The organism is Microtetraspora malaysiensis (assembly GCF_001528665.1).
Classification (GTDB): Bacteria; Actinomycetota; Actinomycetes; order Streptosporangiales; family Streptosporangiaceae; genus Microtetraspora_A; species Microtetraspora_A malaysiensis.
Map to the genome: position 1 here is coordinate 14,148 of NZ_BBYJ01000011.1, position 19,935 is coordinate 34,082.

At 71.1% G+C, this 19,935-nt stretch carries 16 protein-coding genes and 1 pseudogene; 10 read left to right on the top strand and 7 right to left on the bottom strand.

The window, feature by feature from the left end:
• The first annotated feature begins 164 nt into the window (after positions 1–164).
• A complete protein-coding gene (locus AWQ71_RS15130; protein WP_067133238.1) occupies positions 165–1,439 on the top strand; it encodes an AAA family ATPase in 1,275 nt (424 codons plus the stop codon).
• A 53-nt stretch (positions 1,440–1,492) separates the two neighbouring features.
• On the top strand, positions 1,493–2,242 hold the full coding sequence (locus AWQ71_RS15135; protein WP_067133241.1) for an RloB family protein: 750 nt from the start codon (positions 1,493–1,495) through the stop codon (positions 2,240–2,242).
• 69 nt (positions 2,243–2,311) lie between these two features.
• Here AWQ71_RS15135 and AWQ71_RS15140 read toward each other — a convergent pair whose 3' ends face one another.
• The gene (locus tag AWQ71_RS15140; protein WP_067133243.1) at positions 2,312–2,602 is read right to left on the bottom strand and encodes a hypothetical protein; all 291 of its coding nucleotides are present in this window, start codon (positions 2,600–2,602) and stop codon (positions 2,312–2,314) included.
• Entirely contained in the window at positions 2,599–3,744 is a 1,146-nt protein-coding gene (locus AWQ71_RS15145) for a 3-ketosteroid-9-alpha-monooxygenase, oxygenase component (RefSeq protein ID WP_067133806.1), read from the bottom strand. The genes AWQ71_RS15140 and AWQ71_RS15145 overlap by 4 nt, the downstream gene beginning before the upstream one ends.
• 193 nt (positions 3,745–3,937) lie before the next feature.
• Here AWQ71_RS15145 and hsaA point away from each other — a divergent pair, with 193 nt between their 5' ends.
• A complete protein-coding gene (gene hsaA, locus AWQ71_RS15150; RefSeq protein WP_067133246.1) occupies positions 3,938–5,104 on the top strand; it encodes a 3-hydroxy-9,10-secoandrosta-1,3,5(10)-triene-9,17-dione monooxygenase oxygenase subunit in 1,167 nt (388 codons plus the stop codon).
• A 40-nt stretch (positions 5,105–5,144) separates the two neighbouring features.
• Here hsaA and AWQ71_RS15155 read toward each other — a convergent pair whose 3' ends face one another.
• Complete coding sequence (locus AWQ71_RS15155) at positions 5,145–6,251, bottom strand: Rv3169 family protein (RefSeq protein ID WP_067133249.1); 1,107 nt, start codon at positions 6,249–6,251, stop codon at positions 5,145–5,147.
• A 3-nt stretch (positions 6,252–6,254) separates the two neighbouring features.
• A complete protein-coding gene (locus tag AWQ71_RS43825; RefSeq protein WP_245658299.1) occupies positions 6,255–9,020 on the bottom strand; it encodes an FAD-binding protein in 2,766 nt (921 codons plus the stop codon).
• Positions 9,021–9,177: 157 nt separating this feature from the next.
• Here AWQ71_RS43825 and AWQ71_RS15165 point away from each other — a divergent pair, with 157 nt between their 5' ends.
• Positions 9,178–9,795 carry a TetR/AcrR family transcriptional regulator gene (locus AWQ71_RS15165; RefSeq protein ID WP_067133252.1) on the top strand — a complete coding sequence of 206 codons (618 nt, stop codon included), beginning with the start codon at positions 9,178–9,180 and terminating at the stop codon, positions 9,793–9,795.
• Positions 9,796–10,035: 240 nt separating this feature from the next.
• Positions 10,036–11,407, top strand: a pseudogene (locus AWQ71_RS15170) (ISL3 family transposase).
• Positions 11,408–11,553: 146 nt separating this feature from the next.
• On the opposite strand, the gene AWQ71_RS15175 reads toward AWQ71_RS15170, so the two are convergent.
• Positions 11,554–12,135, bottom strand: coding sequence for a dihydrofolate reductase family protein (locus AWQ71_RS15175; protein WP_067133255.1), 582 nt, complete (start codon positions 12,133–12,135; stop codon positions 11,554–11,556).
• A 67-nt stretch (positions 12,136–12,202) separates the two neighbouring features.
• Complete coding sequence (locus tag AWQ71_RS15180; RefSeq protein ID WP_218001793.1) at positions 12,203–13,042, bottom strand: helix-turn-helix domain-containing protein; 840 nt, start codon at positions 13,040–13,042, stop codon at positions 12,203–12,205.
• A 579-nt stretch (positions 13,043–13,621) separates the two neighbouring features.
• Here AWQ71_RS15180 and AWQ71_RS15185 point away from each other — a divergent pair.
• On the top strand, positions 13,622–14,401 hold the full coding sequence (locus tag AWQ71_RS15185) for an SDR family oxidoreductase (RefSeq protein ID WP_067133258.1): 780 nt from the start codon (positions 13,622–13,624) through the stop codon (positions 14,399–14,401).
• 307 nt (positions 14,402–14,708) lie between these two features.
• On the opposite strand, the gene AWQ71_RS15190 is transcribed toward AWQ71_RS15185, so the two are convergent.
• Positions 14,709–15,647, bottom strand: a complete 939-nt coding sequence (locus AWQ71_RS15190; protein WP_067133260.1) for a 3-oxoacyl-ACP reductase — start codon at positions 15,645–15,647, stop codon at positions 14,709–14,711.
• A 228-nt stretch (positions 15,648–15,875) separates the two neighbouring features.
• On the opposite strand from AWQ71_RS15190, the gene AWQ71_RS15195 reads away from it, so the two are divergent.
• The 4 genes from AWQ71_RS15195 (at position 15,876) to AWQ71_RS15210 (ending at position 19,863) form a co-directional block, all read left to right on the top strand.
• Positions 15,876–17,036 carry a steroid 3-ketoacyl-CoA thiolase gene (locus AWQ71_RS15195; RefSeq protein WP_067133263.1) on the top strand — a complete coding sequence of 387 codons (1,161 nt, stop codon included), beginning with the start codon at positions 15,876–15,878 and terminating at the stop codon, positions 17,034–17,036.
• A gap of 104 nt (positions 17,037–17,140) precedes the next feature.
• Positions 17,141–18,376: a lipid-transfer protein gene (locus tag AWQ71_RS15200; RefSeq protein ID WP_067133266.1), complete on the top strand. Its 1,236-nt coding sequence runs from the start codon at positions 17,141–17,143 to the stop codon at positions 18,374–18,376.
• Between the two features lie 3 nt (positions 18,377–18,379).
• Positions 18,380–19,246: a MaoC/PaaZ C-terminal domain-containing protein gene (locus tag AWQ71_RS15205; RefSeq protein ID WP_067133269.1), complete on the top strand. Its 867-nt coding sequence runs from the start codon at positions 18,380–18,382 to the stop codon at positions 19,244–19,246.
• The gene (locus AWQ71_RS15210) at positions 19,243–19,863 is read left to right on the top strand and encodes a PaaI family thioesterase (protein WP_067133272.1); all 621 of its coding nucleotides are present in this window, start codon (positions 19,243–19,245) and stop codon (positions 19,861–19,863) included. Before AWQ71_RS15205 ends, AWQ71_RS15210 begins: the two co-directional genes overlap by 4 nt.
• Positions 19,864–19,935: the final 72 nt, after the last annotated feature.

Sequence of the window (19,935 nt, forward strand, 5' to 3'; positions counted from 1 at the left end):
CCCCGGCCGCCGCAGGACCCCGCGCCCGTGTATCCGCGCGGGATTTGTTGGAGCCGCCGCCCTCTGGCTCCCAGAAGAGAGGGGTCATAGGCTGTTCTATGCGGGCTCTACGCATGAGGATGAAGATGACGGGGTGTAGGGCCGTGTTTCAGTAGGAGGTTCACGTGCTGATCCGTTTCCGGCTGGCCAATCACCGCTCCATCCGGGACGAGCATGAGCTGTCCCTGATCGCCACCGAGTTCGACGAGGGAACGGGCCGCGAGACCGGCCTCCGGCATCGTGGGCGGGATGTTCTGGTCCAGCCGGTGGCGGGCGTGTTCGGGGCCAACGCGTCGGGCAAGTCCAATCTGCTCGGTGGGTTCAGGCTGATGAGGGAAGCGGTGCGGGACTCCTTCGCGGACTGGGCGAAGGAGCCGCGGACGGTTCCCCGTCAGCCGTTCAAGCTCGACGCCGCGTCCCGGGAGGAGACGAGCCTGTTCGAAGTCGATCTCGTGCTGGGTCAGGACCGTGTCCGCTACACGTATGGCTTCGAACTGTCGGACGAGCGGGTGGAGGCGGAATGGCTTCATGCGTATCCGCATGGGCGGCGGAATGTCTGGTTCGATCGGGAGGCGGGGCGCCCGGATTCGGAGGGTGGAGAGTTCATCTTCAGGGGCGAGGGCTTCAAGGGGGAGCGGGAGTCCCTGGTGAGGCTGACCCGTCCGAACGCGCTGTTCCTGTCAGTGGGAGCCACACTCAACGATCCCCAGTTGTCGGCGATACACCGCTGGTTCCTTGACAATCTGTGGCTGATGACATCGGAACGCGATCTCGGCGCCCGAGTAGAACAAACCGGACATCTTCTCGCGGAGCCGGGGCAAGCGGAGACCTACCGGCCACGCATCGTGCGACTGATGCGATCGGCCGACCTGGGGATCACCCGCCTGGACACCGACCCTGAGACCGGCGAGATCAGGCTGTGGCATCGCACGCCGGATGGCGGGGAGACACCGCTGGAATTCCGTACCGAGGAGTCACTCGGCACACACGCCTGGTTCGCCTTCCTGGGACCCATGCTCACCGTGCTTGACAGGGGAGCCGTCCTTCTCGTGGACGAGCTGGACTCGAGCCTGCACCCGACGCTGGCCGCGGAGGTCGTGCGGGTCTTTCAAGATTCCGCGTCGAATCCACGTGGCGCGCAGCTGATCTTCACCACGCACGATGCGACCTTGTTGGGCAGCGCGGTACTCGACCGTCCCCTGAGCCGTGACCAAGTGCGGATCACCGCGAAGAAACGCTCCGGGGAGACGGAGTTGTACTCGTTGACGGAGGCCAAGCCGCGCAAGGAGGAGAACCTCGAGCGTGGCTATCTGCGGGGTCGCTACGGTGGGGTGCCGCGGGTCACCGCAGGAGAGATCGCCCGCGAGCTGTCCTGGCAGGAGGCGAAGGCGACGGCATGAGCAGACAGGCGGGGAAGGGGCAGGAACGGCCACGGCGGAAAAGGCGCGGGCATATGGAGGACGAGCGGCCCCTGACACCGCGGGCCGGCTCCCGTCATCGTGGGGCGCGCGTGGTCTATGTCGCCTGCGAAGGCGAATCAACGGAGCCGGACTATCTCCGATATCTGAATGAGGAGTTCGGAGACGGTGACGGGGGGCTGAGACGGCCTTTCCGGGTCCAACCCGTCTATCGCAAGAACGGGATGACTCCTTCCGAGGTGGTCGCGGCAGTACAGGAAGCGGCCTCTGAGGACGAGGCATGGGCGCTGTTCGACCGCGACCAGTGGGATGACATCCCGCAGGCGGTCGCGGCAGCGGCCGCGTCGGGCGTCGAGCTCGCCTTCTCACACCCGTCGTTCGATCTCTGGCTGTTGTTGCACTTCCAGCCGTTCGGAGGAGCGCAGAGCGGCAGCAGCAAGCTTGTGATCGAGAAGTTGCGGCAGGCCAAGGGCGCGACCGCTTTCAGGACCTACGACAAGAGAGACGACAAGGGCCTCGGGGGCGCTCGGCGCGATGCCTTGAGAGGGCGGGAGGGGAACGCGGTGACCCATGCCCGACGTCTTGTCGCCGCCTGCGCTCATGGTCGCTGCACCCCGGGGCGTGCGTGGACGGAGCCGGTCGGCCGTGACATCGAACAGTGGTCTCCCCAGGCGTGGGCGTCACGCTCGGGGCACACCCCTGAGTGCCCGATCTTGCATCGTGATCCGTCCACGGATGTGTGGCGCCTGCTCGTCACCCTGGGCATCCAAGGAACTGCGAACTGACGCCGACGCGGCCCCGGTGGGGAGGAGGCGTTTGGCGGCAGTGCGTCGGGGACGAGCAAGCGGCGACCGTCAGGGCGTTTCCGGGACGGTCGCCACCGGGCCGTAGTGGTCGTCCGGCACGGGGACGTGGCCGTTGAGCGCGGCCCGCGCGATGGTCTCCCGCAGCGCCTCGCACGCGGTGAAACGGCCGCCGTCCGGGCCGGCGCGCCGTTCCAGGCAGGTGTCCATGGCCTCGGTGTCCCACTGGATGCTGGTCTGCTGCCAGCTCGACTTGCGCACCTGAACCCGGGCGCCGCACTGGCGGCACCCCACCGGCACCATCGGCGCGTCCAGCAGCCGGTTGTCCTGCCGGACCGTCATGCCGGCCGGCTCTCGGCGGCCCTGCGGGCGATGTTCTCCTCGACCTCCTTGCGCCACGCCTCGACCGGGCGTGCGGTGTCCAGCTCGTGCTCGAAGCGCTCGACCATCTCCGGCGTGACGTCGGCGACGTCCACGTAGAACTGTTCGTACCAGCGGCGGAGCTGGTAGACCGGGCCGTCCTCCTCGCACAGCAGCGGGTTGTCGATCCTGGTCTTGTTCTTCCAGATCTGGATGTCCTGGTCGAAACCCTTGAGGATGAAGTCGCTCATCTTGCGCGCCATCGCGTCGGCGGCCTCACCCGGAAGCGCGTCCGTGCGCTGCACGATGATGCCCGAGTGCAGCACGAACGAGTTCGCGTCGATCGGGTAGTGCGCGTTGATCAGCACCGACTTGATGTCCAGGCCCTCGTAGTGGTACGTCAGGTCGTCGATCATGAACGACGGCCCGTGGTAGGACGCCACCGAGGTGTTGCCCAGCAGCTGCGGCTCGCCGTTCCTCGCCGGCGGGCGGGTGTCCGGGCGGCCCATGCCCTTCATGATCTGGGTCGCCGTGTGCCCCTCGAAGATGTTCTTGAAGTACGTCGGGAACGAGTAGTGGACGTAGAAGAAGTGCGCCATGTCGACGACGTTGTCCACGACCTCGCGGCAGTTCGTGTTGACGATCGTCTCGGACCAGACCCAGTCGGTCCAGTCGTCGCGCGTCGCCCCTTCGATGACCGGGATCGTCACGTCCGGGGGCGGCGGGTTGCCCTCCGGGTCGTTCCAGAGGAACAGCAGGCCGTCCTGCCGCATGGTGATCCAGGCGGCGGTACGGGCGCGCAGCGGTACCCGGCGCGAGTACGGGATGCTCTTGCACTTGCCGTCGCCGCCCCAGCGCCAGTCGTGGAACGGGCAGGCGATCTCGTTGCCCTTGACGGTGCCCTGGGACAGGTCGCCGCCCATGTGCCGGCAGTACGCGTCGAGGACGTTCACCTTGCCGTCGCCGCTCTGGAAGACCACGAGCTTCTGGCCGAAGGCGTTGACGGTGTGCGGTTTCCCGTCCGCGAACGTGCTGGACAACCCCAGGCAGTGCCATCCGCGGGCGAACCGTGCCGGCGCGGCCTCGGCCTCGATCGCGCGCACGTCGTCGTGTCGGGAATCCACTGCGGTCACTGTTGACCCCACCCTTCGGAACGCGGGTTCTCTCCATGGGAAAGGTAGGTCGCCCGGACCGGCGGCGGACGGGGAGTCCCAGTGGGCGGGATGCCCCGGGTCGTGGTCGCGAACCCGGAAGGACCATCATGGAGGCACTCATCACGAACACCCCATTCGATGAAAGTGACACGGAGACGCCCCCATGAGCAACGAGGTCCTGGAGTCGGTTCGCACGCTGCTGCCGTCCATCGCGGGACGGGCCCCGTCCACCGACGAGAACGGACGCGTCCCGGCGGAGAGCATCCGGGAACTCGTCAAGGCCGGCGTCTTCCGGATGCTGCAGCCGCGCAGGTACGGCGGCGCCGAGTGCGACCCGGTGCGGTTCTACGAGGTCGTGCGCGAGATCTCCGGCGTGTGCGGCTCGACCGGCTGGGTGGCCGCGGTGCTCGGCGTCCACCCCTGGCAGCTCGGCCTGTTCGCCGAGGCCGCCCAGGACGACGTCTGGGGCGCGGACCCCGACACGCTGGTGGCCTCGTCGTACGCGCCGGTGGGGCGGCTGACCCCGGTCGAGGGCGGCTACGAGCTGTCCGGGCGGTGGAAGTTCTCCTCCGGCTGCGAGCACGCGTCGTGGGCGCTGATCGGCGGCCTGATCGTGGGTGCCGAGGGGCGGCCGGTCGACTTCATGACCGTGCTGGTCCCGCGCGCGGACTACCGGATCGAGGAGGTCTGGGACGTCATCGGTCTGCGCGGCACCGCCAGCAACGACATCGTCGTCGAGCGCGCGTTCGTCCCGGAGTACCGGACGATGCGCAACTACGAGCAGGCGCAGCTGCGCGGCCCCGGGCAGAAGGTGAACACCGGCCCGCTGTACCGGATGCCCTTCGCGACCGTCTTCACCTCCGCGATCACGGGCGCGGTCGTCGGCGCGGTCGCGGGCTGCTACGCGTCCTACATCGCCGCGATGCGCGACCGGGTCCGGCTCAGCCTCGGCGGCGGCCGGTTCGCCGAGGACCAGTTCGCCCAGGTGGCGGTGGCCCGGGCCGCCTCGGAGATCGACGCGGCGATCCTGCAGATGGACCGTAACGTCCGCGAGGTCTACCAGCACGCCGTGGACGGCGTGGAGATCCCGATGGAGCTGCGGCTGCGGGCCCGCCGGGACCAGGTGCGCGCCACCGAGCGGGTGCTGGAGGCGATCGACATCCTGTTCAAGACCGCCGGGGGGATCTCGCTCCAGCGCGGCAACCCCATCGAGCGCGCCTGGCGGGACGCGCACGCCGGCAGCGTCCACGTGGCCAACGACGTCGAGCGCGCCCTGGCCATGTACGGCAAGGCCGAGTTCGGCCTCGCCGTCGAGGACAACATGATCTGAGATCGGCCCCTGACCGGCCCCTGACCGGGCCGCGGTCTGGTCAGGGGGCCGTCGCGAACCAGTCGGCGAACCCGCTCGGGTCGTGGCGGCCCACGTTCGCGTGCTCGAACATGCCCCACCCGACCGCCCCGCCGCAGGTGGCCCGCGCGACGTGGTCCACGGTGGCGAACGGCAGCCGGGAGGTGATCGCCGGGTCGTCGAGGTGGTACTTCGAGGTGCTCGTCCAGTCGCGGCCCCGCCACTGGCCGTGCGTCCAGTCCGGGTCGCCGCCGTACCCGGCGCCGACGCTCAGGGCGACCGACGTGAGGGTCTCGACCTCGACCACCACCGGCTCCCCGCCGGGCGTCGTCAGGTGCAGGCGCGCGGACTCCGGGTGCCGGGTCCCGCTCGCGTACGCGATCTCCACGCGGGGCCAGCCGAGCTGCTCCACCCGGCCGTCCGGGAAGACGCGGGTGGCGTGGTTCAGGGTGCGGGTCCCGTCGGCGGACTCCTGCGCGATGACGAGCAGGCCGAAGTCGTCGAACCGCAGCGGCGCGTACACCCACCAGTGGCCGGCGAGGGGCTCGTCGGCGAGCCGTCCGGCGGGGTCGGCGTCGCCGACGGGGCGGATGCCCCACGACCGGTCGCGGCTGCCGACCCAGACCTCGGGATCGGCCCGCAGCTCCTCGCCGGCCACGCTCAGCGTGCCCGACCAGCCGCCGACCTGCGCGAACCGGGTGGCGTCGAGGATCGCCTTCGGCCCCGACATGAGCATGTGCCGGTCTTCGAGGACCGCCGGGAACGCGCCCTCCCAGGTGAGGTCGAAGCACACGGAGCCGTCCGCGGGCTCGCACACCACCCGGACGCGGCGCAGCGGCTCCACGACCTCCACCCGGTAGCCGCCCACCCGCGCCTCCAGCGAGCGCTCGTCGAGGGCGTCGGAGAAGCGCACCGCCCACTGCTCGCCGCCGCGCCGCACGGTCGCGAACGCGTCGGTCACACCGAGGTTCGGGTACACGCCGAGCCCGGTGACCAGGAACACCTCACCCGTGCGGTCGTGGGCGTTGAAGTAGCACCGGTCGTAGAAGTTGCGGTCGGTGGCCGCGACCTGGGCCATCGACAGCGGCGACTGGTGGATCGGGTACTCGTCCAGAGGGACCGGTCTCATCCATCACTCCCAGGCGTAGGTTCCGGCGACGAGGTCGCGCAGGGCGGCGTGGTGCATGACGTACTCGTCGGGGGTCGGCGGCGCGGTCTCCTCGCCGAACCGGATGGCCCGGCGTCTGATCTGCGACATGACGATCGCGTGCCGCAGCGCGGCGTACGTCAGATAGAAGTCGAGGTCGCGGACCCGGTGGCCGGTGCGCCGCTCGTACTCCTCGACCACGTCCGAACGGCGGCAGAAGCCGGGCAGGCCCGGCGCCTCCAGCACCTCGGCGATGTCCTGGAAGAACCGGTGGAGGAAGACGAACCACCCGAGGTCCGTCTCGCGCGGCCCCAGCGCGGCCATCTCCCAGTCGAGCACGGCGACGGGGCGGGTCCCGCCGTACACGATGTTGCCGACCCGGGCGTCGCCCCACAGCAGCACCGGCGGGCCGGGGTCGGCCGGCCAGTTCTCCTCCAGCCAGGCGAACGCGTCCTCGATCACCGGGATGCGCACGCCGTCGTCGCGGCGGGTCCACTCGTAGTAGGCGCGCTCCCGCTCGACGTGGCCGCGCAGCGCGTCCTCGCCCGCCTCGGCGGCCAGATCGGGAAGCAGGCCGGCGGCCCCCGCCAGCCCGTGCACCCCGGCCAGTACCGCGACGCCCGAGTCCTGGACCTCGCGCCTCTCCCGCGCGGTCGCGTCGCGTAACCACCCGTCGAAGACGTACGGCGGGTTGTCGACGGGCACCCGGCCGTCCGCGCGGCTCATCACGAGGAACGGCACGCCGAGGACGTCGCCGGACTCCTCCAGCCAGTGGACCTCGGGGACCGGGACCTCGGTGTGCCGGGCCACCGCCCGCATCACCTCGAACTGGCGGCGGATGTCGTAGCCGGGGAAGACCGGGAAGGTGCTCGGCCGGGGCGCCAGCCGGGCGACCAGGGACGTCCGCCGCTCCTCGCCGGCGACCGTCCACTCGGCGTCGAACAGGACCGAGACGCTCGACATGCCGGAGTGGGCCGGCCGGGTCAGCCCGCTCAGCCGTACCGGGCCGTCGGCGCCGAGCCGTTCGGCCAGCCAGCCGGCCAGGGCGGCGCGCACCGCGTCGAGGTCCGTCGGATCGACGGTGATGACCCGGCGGGCCGCCTCCGGCACGTCGCCGGACGGTTCCGGGGGTGCGGACGGCCGCATGTCATCGGCCACGTCACCGGCCGTGTTTCCTGCCGTGTTTCCGGCCAGGTCACCGGTCACGTCGCCGGCCGTGTTTTCGGCCATATTTTCGGCCATGTCCCGCGCGGCCCGATAGGCGAAGACCATCGCCGACCCGATCGGCACCCCCGGGCCGGGGTAGACCCGCCCCGAGAAGGACGCGCTGGTGTTGCCTGCGGCGTACAGCCCGGCGATCGGGCGGCCCGCGCCGTCCAGCGCGCGGCCCTCCGTGTCGGTGCGCAGGCCGCCCTTGGTGCCGAGGTCGCTGAGGACCAGGCGCGCCGCGAAGTACGGCGGGCGGTCCACCGGGACCAGGCAGGGGTTCGGGCCCGCCCCCTCGGAGCGGCCGGCGAAGAACTGGTCGTAGGGGTCCTCACCTCGATTGAAGTCGGCGTCCACGCCGTCCCGGGCGAAGCCGTTGAACCGCTCGACCGTGGCGGCCAGCGCGGAGGCGGGCAGGCCCAGCTTCTCCGCCAGCTCGTCCAGCGAGCCGGCCTCGATCCAGGCCGAGCGGGGGAGGGACGGGATCGAGATGGCCGGGAGCGCGTCCGCGTGCCGCGAGTCGAAGACCAGGTACGCGGGCACCCGCTCGGGCGCGGCGGCCATCTCCCGCCCCATCCGGTCGTAGGGGAGCGACTCGTTGGCGAACCGGCGGCCGGTCGAGTCGACCACCAGCCCGCCGCGGAAGCCGAGCGTGAAGCAGCCGCGGCCGTTCTCGTCCGCCACGCCGGGGCACCACCACGCCTGGTCCATCAGCTCGGTGGCGGCCCCGGCGGCGACGGCGGCCAGGATGGGGTCGCCGGTGTTCGCCCCGGCGGGCGCCATCGACCACTCGGCCGCGCCGGGGACGCCGTGCTCGGCCCGCATCGCGCCGTTTCCCTCGAAGCCGCCCGCAGCCAGCAGCACCCCGCGCGCCGCGCGGATCCGCGCCGGGCCATCCGCGGTGTCGACCTCCACACCGGTCACCCGGCCGTCCTCGACGACGAGGCGGCGGAACCGGACGCCGGTGCGCACGGTGGCCTTCCCCGTGTTCGTCAGTGCGAGCAGCAGCCGGCCGATGAGCGCCCGGCCCTGGGCGAGCGCGGGGCCGGCGTGGCCGCGTCCGGTCCGGTCGCGGTCCACCGGCGGGCGCACCAAGGAGGCGAGCTCGCCCAGGCGCTCGGCGGGCAGGTCCAGCGGGACGAACGAGCGCCCGGCGTCCATGCGGCCGGGGACCGCGTAGTAGTCGGGGAAGGGACGCCACTCGAACTCGATCGCCGGGTCGCGCTCCAGAAACTCGGCGACCTCGGGGGCGGTGGCCAGGAACGCCTCCCGCCGGCCGTCGGCGTCCTCGCCCAGCAGGGCGCGCAGGTAGGCGCGCGCCGACTCGGTCGAGTCGCCGATGCCCGCCCGCTCCTGGACCCGGGTCCCCGGCAGCCAGACGGCGGCCCCGGCGTACGCGGAGGTGCCGCCGAGCAAGGAGGTCTTCTCCAGCACCACCGTGCGCAGGCCGTGCGACGCGGCGGTGAGCGCCCCGGTCATCGCCCCGGCGCCGGAGCCCGCGACCACCACGTCGTACTCGTCGTCCCACACCCCGGTACCGGCCATGCCGTCCGTCCTTCCGTGACCATCTCGCGCTGTCCGCCCAGGGAACCCCAGCGCCGCCGCCGCGTCGCGATGGCATCCCACTCACCGGTATGGACCAATTCACGGAGCCCCCTGGAGCCGTGTGTAATGTCTTGTCGAAACACCTGGGGGGAAGACCGTGCCGAGAATCGCCGAAGTCAGGCCGCCGGCCGAGCCGAGCTCGCCCGAGCAGCGCGCCCGGCATCTGCGCATCCTCCGGGCGGCCGCGCACTTCGGCGCGGACAAGGGCCTGGAGCGGGTCCAGATGCATGAGGTGGCGAAGGCCGCGGGCGTCGCGATCGGCACGCTGTACCGCTACTTCCCGTCGAAGACCCACCTGTTCACCGCGGTGATGGCCGAGCAGATCGACCGGTTCAACGAGACCGTCACCCGGCCCAAGCCCGGCGTGAGCCCCGAGGACGCGGTCGGCGACCTGCTGGTGAGCGCGAGCAGGCAGTTGCTGAGCCGGCCCGCGCTGGCGACCGCGATGCTCAACTCCGCCAACGCCGCCACCGCCGCGGCGGTCCCCGACGCGGGCCGGATCGACAGCACGTTCCGCGACATCGTGCTGCGGGCCCTCGGCATCGACGACCCCACCGCCCAGGACGTCACGCTCGTCCGGCTGCTCATGCAGTGCTGGTACGGCGTGCTGCAGTCGAGCCTCAACGGCCGGGCCTCGATCCCGGACATGGAGAGCGACATCCGGCTCGCCTCCCGGCTGCTGCTCGCCCCCCGCTCCAACGCCGCCGACGCCTGAGGGGGCGCCGCAAGGGCCTGTGCGTCCAATTCCTGCAGTCCTCGATCGGGTTGAACCCGCGCGAGCGTCTGCGGATCCAAGAATTGGAGCGAAATGCCCTTTGGCGCGGCATTTTGATGGCTCTTCACAGTTGAGGGTGTGGTCGCTGGTTGGATGGTGGCTGGCGCGTCGGTCCCGGGGTAGGTGTGGAGGTCTTCCGAGGATGGAGGTTCCTACGCCGCCCATCTGGAAGACCTCAACGTGCCTGACGCTACCTTCGGCTGCCCTGACCTGACCACGTTCTGCCGCCTGGATGAGCTCGGCCTGGTCGTGGTCGGCCAGCGTCTGGAGCCCGATCGCGCGGTCCTGGCGTGCCGGGTCCTGGAGGCCGATGACGGCACCGAGGGCTGGTGCCGACGCTGCGGGTGTGCAGGAAGACCCCGGGACACCGTCACGCGGGAGCTGGCGCACGAGCCGCTGGGCCGGCGACCGACCACCCTGCTGGTGACGATCCGCCGATACCGGTGCACCGGGTGTGGGCATGTGTGGCGCCAGGACACCAGCCGCGCGGCCGAGCCGTGGGCCAGGCTGTCGCGTCGTGGACTGGCCTGGGCGCTGGAGGCGATCGTGTGTCAGCACTTGAGCATCGCTCGCGTCACCCAAGGGCTTGGCGTCGCGTGGAACACCGCCAACGACGCGGTCCTGGCCGAGGGCCGACGGGTGCTGATCAACGATCCCGGCCGGTTGAACGGTGTGAAGGTCATCGGGGTCGATGAGCACGTGTGGCGCCACACCCGCCGCGGGGACAAGTACGTCACCGTGATCATCGACCTCACGCCGGTGCGCGCCGGTACGCATCCAGCGAGGCTGCTGGACATAATCCCGGGCCGCTCCAAGGCCGCGTTCAAGGCCTGACTTACCCAGCGCCCCCAGGCGTGGCGCGAGGCCGTGGAGGTCGTCGCGATGGACGGGTTCACCGGCTTCAAGACCGCCGCCGCTGAGGAGATCCCCGCCGCGGTCGCGGTGACGGACCCCTTCCACGTGGTGCGCCTTGCCGACGACGCCCTCAACGACTGCCGCCGCCGCGTTCAGCAGACCACCCGCGGCCGCCGCGGCCGTAAGAACGACCCGCTCTACCGTGCCCGGCGAACCCTGCACACCGGTGCCGACCTGCTCACCGACAAGCAGGCCGCCCGACTCACCGCCCTGTTCGCCATCGATGAGCACGTCGAGGTCGAGGCCACCTGGGGCATCTGCCAGCGGATGATCGCCGCCTACCGGCACCCCGACCCAGCCGCGGGCCGCGAGCTGATGGTCAAGCTGATCGAGTCGCTCAGCGCCGGCGTCCCCAGGCCGCTGGTCGAGATCGCCAAGCTCGGCCGCACCCTGAGCAAGCGAGCCGCTGACGTACTGGCCTACTTCGACCGGCCCGGCACCAGCAACGGTCCAACCGAAGCGATCAACGGCCGCCTGGAGCACCTGCGCGGCTCCACCCTCGGCTTCCGCAACCTCACCAACTACATCGCCCGATCCCTAGACAGGCGGATTCAGACCCCGACTACACCCTGTATTGGTGAAAAGCCGCTCTTCCTGGGGGTCGGCCAAAGATACGACGGAAACCGGCAACCAGTGATCTTGAGTTGAACTTGCCGCAGGTGAGGTGCTGGGGCGGATCGGCGTCGGCTGCCCAACCAGGGGCAGCGATGCGCAAACGCAGCCGGAGGCCCGATCTTGTGTCACCGTTCGCAGTGGACTTCTTCGCGTACCCGCTCAGATCGGTCAACGGCGCACCTGATAGCGCAGGTGAAGCACCCGGTTGCCCTGAATCACCACCTCAGGATCCTCCAACATGTGCTGCGCGTGGACCGACCCGAAGTAGCGCTTGCCGGACCCGAACACGACGGGTACGACGTCCATGCGCACCTCGTCGATCAGGCCTGCGGCAAGCACCTGGCCACCGACGTCGCCGGCGGCGACCTCGACCATGCGGTCACCCGCAAGCTCCTGCGCCTTGGCCACGGCTGCCTCGACGCCGTCGACGAAGTGAAACGGCGCCTCGGGGTCCCAGCCCTCGGGCTCCGGCCGGTGCGTCACGACGACCACGTGATCGATCCCGCCCGGAGGCTTCCCGTCCCAGCCGTCCGTCATGTCGAAGACGTGGCGGCCGACGACTGTCGCCCCGATCTGGTCCCAGTACGGCCGGGTGTAGTCGTAGGAGGTCTGCGACACCTTCACCTCGCCGCTCTCGTCCAACGGGACGTCACCGCTGGACAACCAGTCGAACAGCGGTCCGGGCTGGTCATTCTCGTCCGCGACGAAGCCGTCCACCGACACCGAGCTGTACATGACCACCTTGCCCACGGGGCTCTCCTCTGCTTTGGGGTGCCCCCAAATTAGCGTGTCGTGAGCTGTCGCTTCTTGTAAGAAATCAATCGGCCGGCAGCGGCCAGCTGTCCAGCACGTGGCCGGGATGTTCGCGCAGGAACCGCCGCCGGACTTCGACGTACCGGGTCGGCGTGAGCCCGGTGAACGCCCGGAACTCGTGGCCGAAGTGGGCCTGGTCGAAGTAGCCTGCGCCACCGGCGAGGTCGCCCCAGTCGATCGGTCCGGCGGGGTTGATCGCGAAAACGATGGCGGCGAAGCGGTAGGTGCGGGCCAGCCGCTTCGGCGTGACGCCGATGAGCTCCTTGAACCGCTGTGCCAGATGAGTGCTGCTGACACCGGCTGCCACCCTCAGGTCGCCGATCGCCACCGCCCCGCTGGTCGCCGCGATGACACTGCTCGTATGGCGGACCAGCCCCAGGCCGGCGGTCTCGCACAGCCGTCGCATTAGCTCCTCCTCGAGCAGCGTCAGCATCTCGTGCGGTCCGTCCGCCGTGGCCAGCCGGTCTCGCAGCTCAGCAATGGCGGGCCGGCCCCAAACCTGCTCTACCGTCACCGGCCGGTCACACAGCTCGGCCGCGGGCATCGGCAGGAACGGCGCCAGCCCCCACGGCTTGAAGTGCACGCCGACGGACCGGGTCCGGAGTGGGTAGCCGAACTCCAACGCGCGGGTGGGCATGGTGACCACGCAGCCGTCGGCGTACTCGGCCGTCTCGATGTCGGTGCCGGCGCGGATGCGGAACGGCGCCCCGAGGTTGACGATGAGCAACGCCGACGGCATCGGCGGCAGCGTCAGCCGGGCGTACGGCGGCGCACCCTCCAGGTAGTAAAGGTCGTCGATCAGCCCGTCCAGCGGCGGTCGCGGCACTCTGGACACGTACTCCACGCCCACAGCATCGCCGCCACCGTGTTCGCGATCAACCCCGCCGGCATCGCGCGCCGGGATGGTCCAGCCGCGCTGCCGCCAGCATCGAGCCGACGCCGATCCCGGACGAGCGCCCGGCCGCGGACATTTGCGTGGGTTACGCGTGCTGCGTGAGCGGTGGAGGATTCTCGGCCCACCAGTTGTCGCCCTGCATGGGGGAGGCGCTAAACCAGGATATTCGCGGTTGCTGTAGTCAGTAATTCCCTTGCCGGTGATGAGCCCGGATCCGCTGGCGCTGCCGGTGCGGAGTGATGACGATCGCCCACCGTATGGGCGCGCCGACCATGGCCAAGCGGTTCTTCGTCGACGGCGGGGGAGGGGAGTCCGAGGACTGGGTGCTCGCGGTGGTGGTTGCGTGCCGCAGGCGGAGTCCTTCGACTGCCGTGGGCTCACCGTGCGCGCCTGTCGGGCGGTCGGGATCATCTTCTCCGACGGCTGAGCCGTTCCGGCCGTCCTGATGACCGGGATCCGCTGTCAGGCGGCCCGCCGTACGGCTATCGTCCGAGGCTACCGGGCACGACTCGGAAGGGGAGCGGACGAATGACACGGAAGATCGCCGTCAGTGGTTCAGCGTCGGGCATCGGCAGGGCACTGGCCGGACTGCTGCGCGAGCAGGGCGACCAGGTGATCGGGATCGATCTGAAGGACGCCGACGTGTGCGCGGACCTCGGCACCCGGGACGGGCGGGCGCTGGCCGTGGAGTCGGTGCTGCGGCTGGCCGGCGGCGCGCTCGACGGCGTGGTCGCCTGCGCGGGTGTCGCCGGGGGCACCCCGCTGACGGTGCGGGTGAACTACTTCGGCGTCGTCGCCCTGCTGGAGGGGCTGCGTCCGGTGCTCGCCGCCGCCCCCGCGCCGCGCGCCGCCGTGGTGTGCTCGATCGCCGGCGGCATCCAGCCGGTGGACCCGGACGTGGTGGCGGCCTGCCTGGAAGGCGACGAGGACGCCGCGGTCGCGCTGGCGGAGCGGGCGATCGAGCGCGGGGCGGGGGCGCTGCTCTACCCGTCGTCCAAGTCGGCGCTGGCGCGGTGGCTGCGCCGCGTCGCGGTCACGCCCGGGTGGGCGGGCACGGGCATCTCGCTCAACGCGATCGCCCCGGGCATCGTGCTCACGCCGATGACGGCGCCGCTCTTCGCGGACGAGGCGATGCGCGCGGTCATGGCGACCGCCGTCCCCATGCCCCTCAACGGGCACGCCCGGCCCGAGGCGATCGGCGAGGCGTTGCGTTGGCTGATCAGCCCGGCGAACACCCACATGGCGGGGCAGGTCGTGTACGTGGACGGCGGAGCCGAGGCCACCGTGCGCGGCCCGGACGTCTACTGATACGGCAGCTGTAGATCGAGATCGTGAGGATGTGGTGATCGCGGGGGTGCTCGCGACATGAGAACGGCCACCAGCATTGTGATCGTTTGTGAGAACAGATCCAGACACGGCGGCCGCAAAGATCACCGTGATGCATGAACGCTGGCCGGCCTGTTTCGAGGAGTTGATGGCCCGGCTCGCCGGCTGCTTCCCCGTCGGGAAACCGGACGACCTGCCGGAACATGATCGAAGCAATGATGGTGGTCGAGGAGACGGCCAACTGCTGGACCCTCGGTGAGGCGGTCGGCAGAAACTCCCTACGCTGCGGTTACTTCTTTGCCGCGGCGGCGTTCGGGATCCCGGTCATGTCGAGTTCGGCGACGCTGTAGGCCGCGAAGTTCCGGTATGGGCCGCGGCCGTCGAAGTAGGGCGTGAGCTGCGCGTCGAGTTCCTCGACCGAGAAGACGCCGTCGGCGGCGGTGAACTTCCGCTCGACCGTCGGGGCGGCCATGAGCGCGACCATGTCGCCGTACACCACGAACACCTGGCCGTTGATCTCGGCGGCGGCGGGGGAGGCGAGGTAGCCGACGAACGTGCCCACCCGCTCGGGCGCCAGGACGTCCAGGCCGCCGGGGGCGTTCCCGCCGTCGGCGAACACGTGCGCGGTCATGCCGGTGCGGGCGCGCGGGCAGATCGCGTTGGCGCGCACGCCGTACCTCGACAGGCCCTGGGCGGTCGAGAGGGTCAGCGCGACGATGCCCGCCTTGGCCGCCGAGTAGTTCGGCTGGCCCGCCGAGCCGAAGAGGAACGCCTCGGACGAGGTGTTGATCACGCGGCCATAGACCGGCCCGCCCGCGGCCTTGCTCGTCTCGCGCCAGTACGCGGCCGCGGCGCGGGACACCGCCGCGTGCCCCTTGAGGTGGACGCGGACGACGTCGTCCCAGTCGGACTCGGTCAGGTTGAAGAGCATCTTGTCGCGGAGCACGCCCGCGTTGTTGACCAGGATGTCGAGGCCGCCGAACGCGTCCACCGCGGTGCGGACCAGGCGGTCGCCCAGGGCCCACTCGCTCACGTCGCCGGTCACCGCGACGGCCTTCCGCCCGAGCGCCTCGATCTCGGCCACGACCTCGTCGGCGGCCGGTCCCATGTCGTTCACGACGACGTTCGCGCCGCACGCGGCGAGCGCGAGCGCCTCGCTGCGGCCGAGTCCGGCACCCGCGCCGGTGACGACGGCGGTCCTGCCCTCCAGGCTGACGTTCGGGCTCATGTCCCTGCTCCTGTCCGATCACGATATGAGGGCATAAAACTAGTACGTATTCTAATTTCGGCCGAGGTGGCGTCCCACTCAGTGGAGGGAGATTGCCGGCCCCGACCTGTGGTTGCCACTCACCGGGACACGAACATTGTGGCGAACAAGAATTGATTCTAGTGTCGCCGCCAGGCCTGCCTGAAAGGGCCGGCGTGGACGGGAAACCACTGAATCGAGGAGAACCCCATGGCTGAGGCCGTCATCGTCGACGCCGCCCGCACGCCGGTCGGCAAGCGCCGGGGCGCCCTGTCCGGTCTGCACCCCGCCGATCTGCTCGGGCGCGTCCACAAGGGCCTGCTCGACCGTACGGGCGTCGCGCCCGGCCAGATCGGACAGGTGATCGGCGGCTGCGTCACCCAGGCGGGCGAGCAGTCGAACAACGTCACCCGTCAGGCGTGGCTGCACGCCGGTCTGCCGTACCAGACGGCGTGCACGACGATCGACTGCGCCTGCGGGTCCTCTCAGCAGGCCGTGCATCTGGTCGCGGGCCTGATCGCCTCCGGCGCGATCGACGCGGGCATCGGCTGCGGCGTCGAGTCGATGAGCCGCGTCTTCCTCGGGCAGGCGCGCACCCCCGAGACCGGCAGCCCCTACCCGGAGGACTGGTCCCTCGACCTGCCCGACCAGTTCACCGCCGCCGAGCGGATCGCGCGCCGCCGCGGCATCACCCGCGCCGACGTGGACGCCTTCGGCCTGGAGTCGCAGCGGCGCGCCGCCGCCGCGTGGGCCGAGGGACGGTTCGACGGGCAGATCATCCCGATCGAGGCGCCCGTGACGGGCCCGGACGGACCGACGGGGGAGACCGCCCTCGTCGCCCGCGACCAGGGGCTGCGCGAGACCAGCCCCGAGGCGCTGGCCAAGCTCGCCCCCGTGATCCCCGACGGCGTCCACACGGCCGGGAACTCCTCACAGATCAGCGACGGCGCCGCCGCCGTGCTGCTGATGAGCGCGGAGAAGGCGGCGGCGCTCGGCCTGCGGCCGCGGGCCCGGATCGTCGCCTCCGGCATGGTCGGCTCCGACCCGCACTACCACCTCGACGGCCCGGTGGAGGCGACCGCGCACGTGCTGCGTACGGCCGGGATGACGCTCTCCGACATCGACCTGGTCGAGATCAACGAGGCGTTCGCGTCGGTCGTGCTGTCCTGGGCGCGGGTCCACGAGGCCGACATGGACAAGGTCAACGTGAACGGCGGCGCCATCGCCCTCGGGCACGCGGTCGGCTCCACCGGCGCCCGCCTGATCACCCAGGCGCTGCACGAGCTCGAACGGACCGGACGGTCCACCGCGCTGATCACCATGTGCGCGGGCGGCGCCCACGCCACGGCGACCGTCATCGAACGGATCTGAGAGCCCCATGCGCATCGGACTCACCGACGAGCACCGTGCCCCGCCCGCGACCCCGTGCCCGCGCCTGTTAAGGGCTGCCGCCCCCGGACGAAGGAAGACCTGACATGAGCGAGAGGACGTTCGTCATCGGCGTCGGGATGACGAAGTTCGAGAAGATCGAAACCCGTGAATGGGAGTACCCCGACATGGTCGGGGAGGCGGTCGGCGCGGCCCTGGCCGACGCCGGAATCGGTTACGAGGCGGTGGAGCGCGCCGCCGCCGGCTACGTGTTCGGCACCTCGACCGCCGGTCAGCGCGCCCTCTACGACGTCGGCCTGACCGGCATCCCGATCGTCAACGTCAACAACAACTGCGCCACCGGCTCCTCCGCGCTGATGCTGGCGCGGGAGTGGGTGCAGGCCGGCCTCGCCGACGTCGCCCTCGCAGTCGGCTTCGAGAAGATGACCCGGGACGCGCTGAACCCGTCCGGCGCGATGCCCAAGGTGACGACCGTGGACCGGCATCTGGAGGTGCTCGTCTCCACCTACGGCTGGGCCGCCGCGCCGATGACCGCGCAGTTCTTCGGCAACGCCGCGCGCGAGCACATGGAGCGGCACGGCACGACCGCCGCGCAGATCGCCTCCGTCGCGGTCAAGAACCACCGGCACTCGGTGCACAACCCGTACGCGCAGTTCCAGAGCGCGTACACGCTGGAGCAGGTGCTCGGTGACAAGCCGATCCACGAGCCGCTCACCCGCTCACAGTGCTCGCCGACCTCCGACGGCGCCGCCGCCGCGGTCGTCGTCGGCGAACGGTACGTACGCGAGCACGGGCTGGAGGGCCGGGCGGTCGAGATCCTCGCCCAGGCCATGACCACCGACACCGAGGAGGCGTTCGCCACGCGCTCCCACATCGACGTCGTCGGCGCCCCGATGACCCGCGCGGCCGCCCGCCGGGTCTTTGCCCGGTCCGGGCTCGGCATCGGCGACGTCGACGTGATCGAGCTGCACGACTGCTTCTCGATCAACGAGATCCTCACCTACGAGGCGCTTGGCATGTGCCCCGAGGGCGAGGGCGGCACGCTCGCCGAGTCCGGCGCCACGACGTACGGGGGCCGATGGGTGGTCAATCCGTCCGGTGGCCTCATCTCCAAGGGGCACCCGCTGGGCGCGACCGGCCTGGCGCAGTGCGCGGAGCTGACCTGGCAGCTCCGCGGCGAGGCCGGCGCCCGCCAGGTGGACGGCGCGCGGATCGGCCTGCAACACAATCTCGGGCTCGGCGGCGCCTGCGTCGTCACCCTGTACGGCGCGGGCACGCTGGACGGTTCCGTCGCGGGTCCCGGCACGAGCGAGGAGGACTGAACCATGCCGATCGACGTCGACGAGGCGCTCGGCGCGCCGCCCTCCGTGCGGGAGATCGCGTGGACCAGCCGTGACGTGCTGCTCTACCACCTCAGCCTGGGGGCGGGCCGCGGCGCGGACCCCGAGCTGTCCTACACCTACGAGCGGGGTCTGCGCGTGCTGCCGACGTTCGCGCTGGTCGCCGGCCAGGGCGTCTCGGCCGGGGAGCGCCGTCCCGCCGCGCTGCACCTGCCCGGCATGCACATCGACCTGCGCCGGATCCTGCACGCCGGGCAGGGCCTCACCGCCCACCGGCCGCTGCCCGCCTCGGGTGCCGCCACCGTCACCTCCCGCGTGGCCCGCATCTGGGACAAGGGCAAGGCCGCGGTGATCGTCCTGGAGCAGTCGGCGGTCGCCCCCGACGGGGCGCCCCTGTGGACCACCACCATGCAGATCTGGGCGCGGGGCGAGGGCGGCTTCGGCGGCGACCCCGGCCCGGAGACCCCGTGGGCGGCGCCCGAGCGCGCGCCCGACCATGTGCTCGACACCCCGACCGGCGCCGGCCAGGCCCTGCTGTACCGGCTCAACGGCGACCTCAACCCGCTGCACGCCGACCCCGAATTCGCGCGGACGGCCGGCTTCGACCGGCCGATCCTGCACGGGCTCGCGTCCTACGGCATCGTCGCCAAGACGCTGGTGGACGGCGTCCTCGGCGGCGACGTGACCCGGCTGACGGGCCTGTCGGTCCGATTCGCCGGGACGCTGTTCCCCGGCGAGACGATCCGTACCACGGTGTGGCGCGAGGGCGACCGGCTCGTGCTGACCTCGACCTGCCCGGAACGCGACGGCGCGCCCGTGCTCACCCACGCGACCGCGGAGGTGGGCGGGTGAACGAGGGCCGGTCGGAGCTGACCGCCAGCGCGAACAACAAGGGCGTGGACGCCGCCGTCGCCGCGGCCCGCCGGGTCATCGCCTCGCTGCTGCACGCGGGCGACGGGTCGGACGCCGAGATGTCCGAGGTGGCGGAGCGGCTGAACGCCGTCGCCGACTACCTCGACGAACACGCCCCCGCCGTGCGGGAACGGATGGTGGACATGTGGCGGGGCGAGGGTGTGACCCGGCACGACCCGGTGACCGGCCCGGAGAACGCCGTCGCGCCCCCACTCGCGCTCACCGGCCAGGAGGACGGTTCGATCGAGGGCGTCGTCGTCCTGGGCATGCCGTACCAGGGGCCGCCCGGGTTCGTGCACGGCGGGATCTCGGCGCTGCTTCTGGACCACACGCTCGGCGTGGCGAACGACTGGGGCGGGCCGTCCGGCATGACCGCCGAGCTGACCCTGCGTTATCACCGGCCGACGCCGCTGTTCGAGCCGCTGACGGTCACCGGGCGGCAGGTCGCGGTGGACGGCCGCAAGATCCGCGCCGTCGGCACGATCTCGGCCGGCGGCGAGGTGTGCGTCAGCGCGGAGGGCCTGTTCGTCGCCAAGCGCGTCCCGCGCCCCCGCTGACAGGGGACGCGCGTCGCGAGAGAGCCCGGTCCGGTGTCACCGACCTGGGCTCTCCTCGTCGTACGACCACGG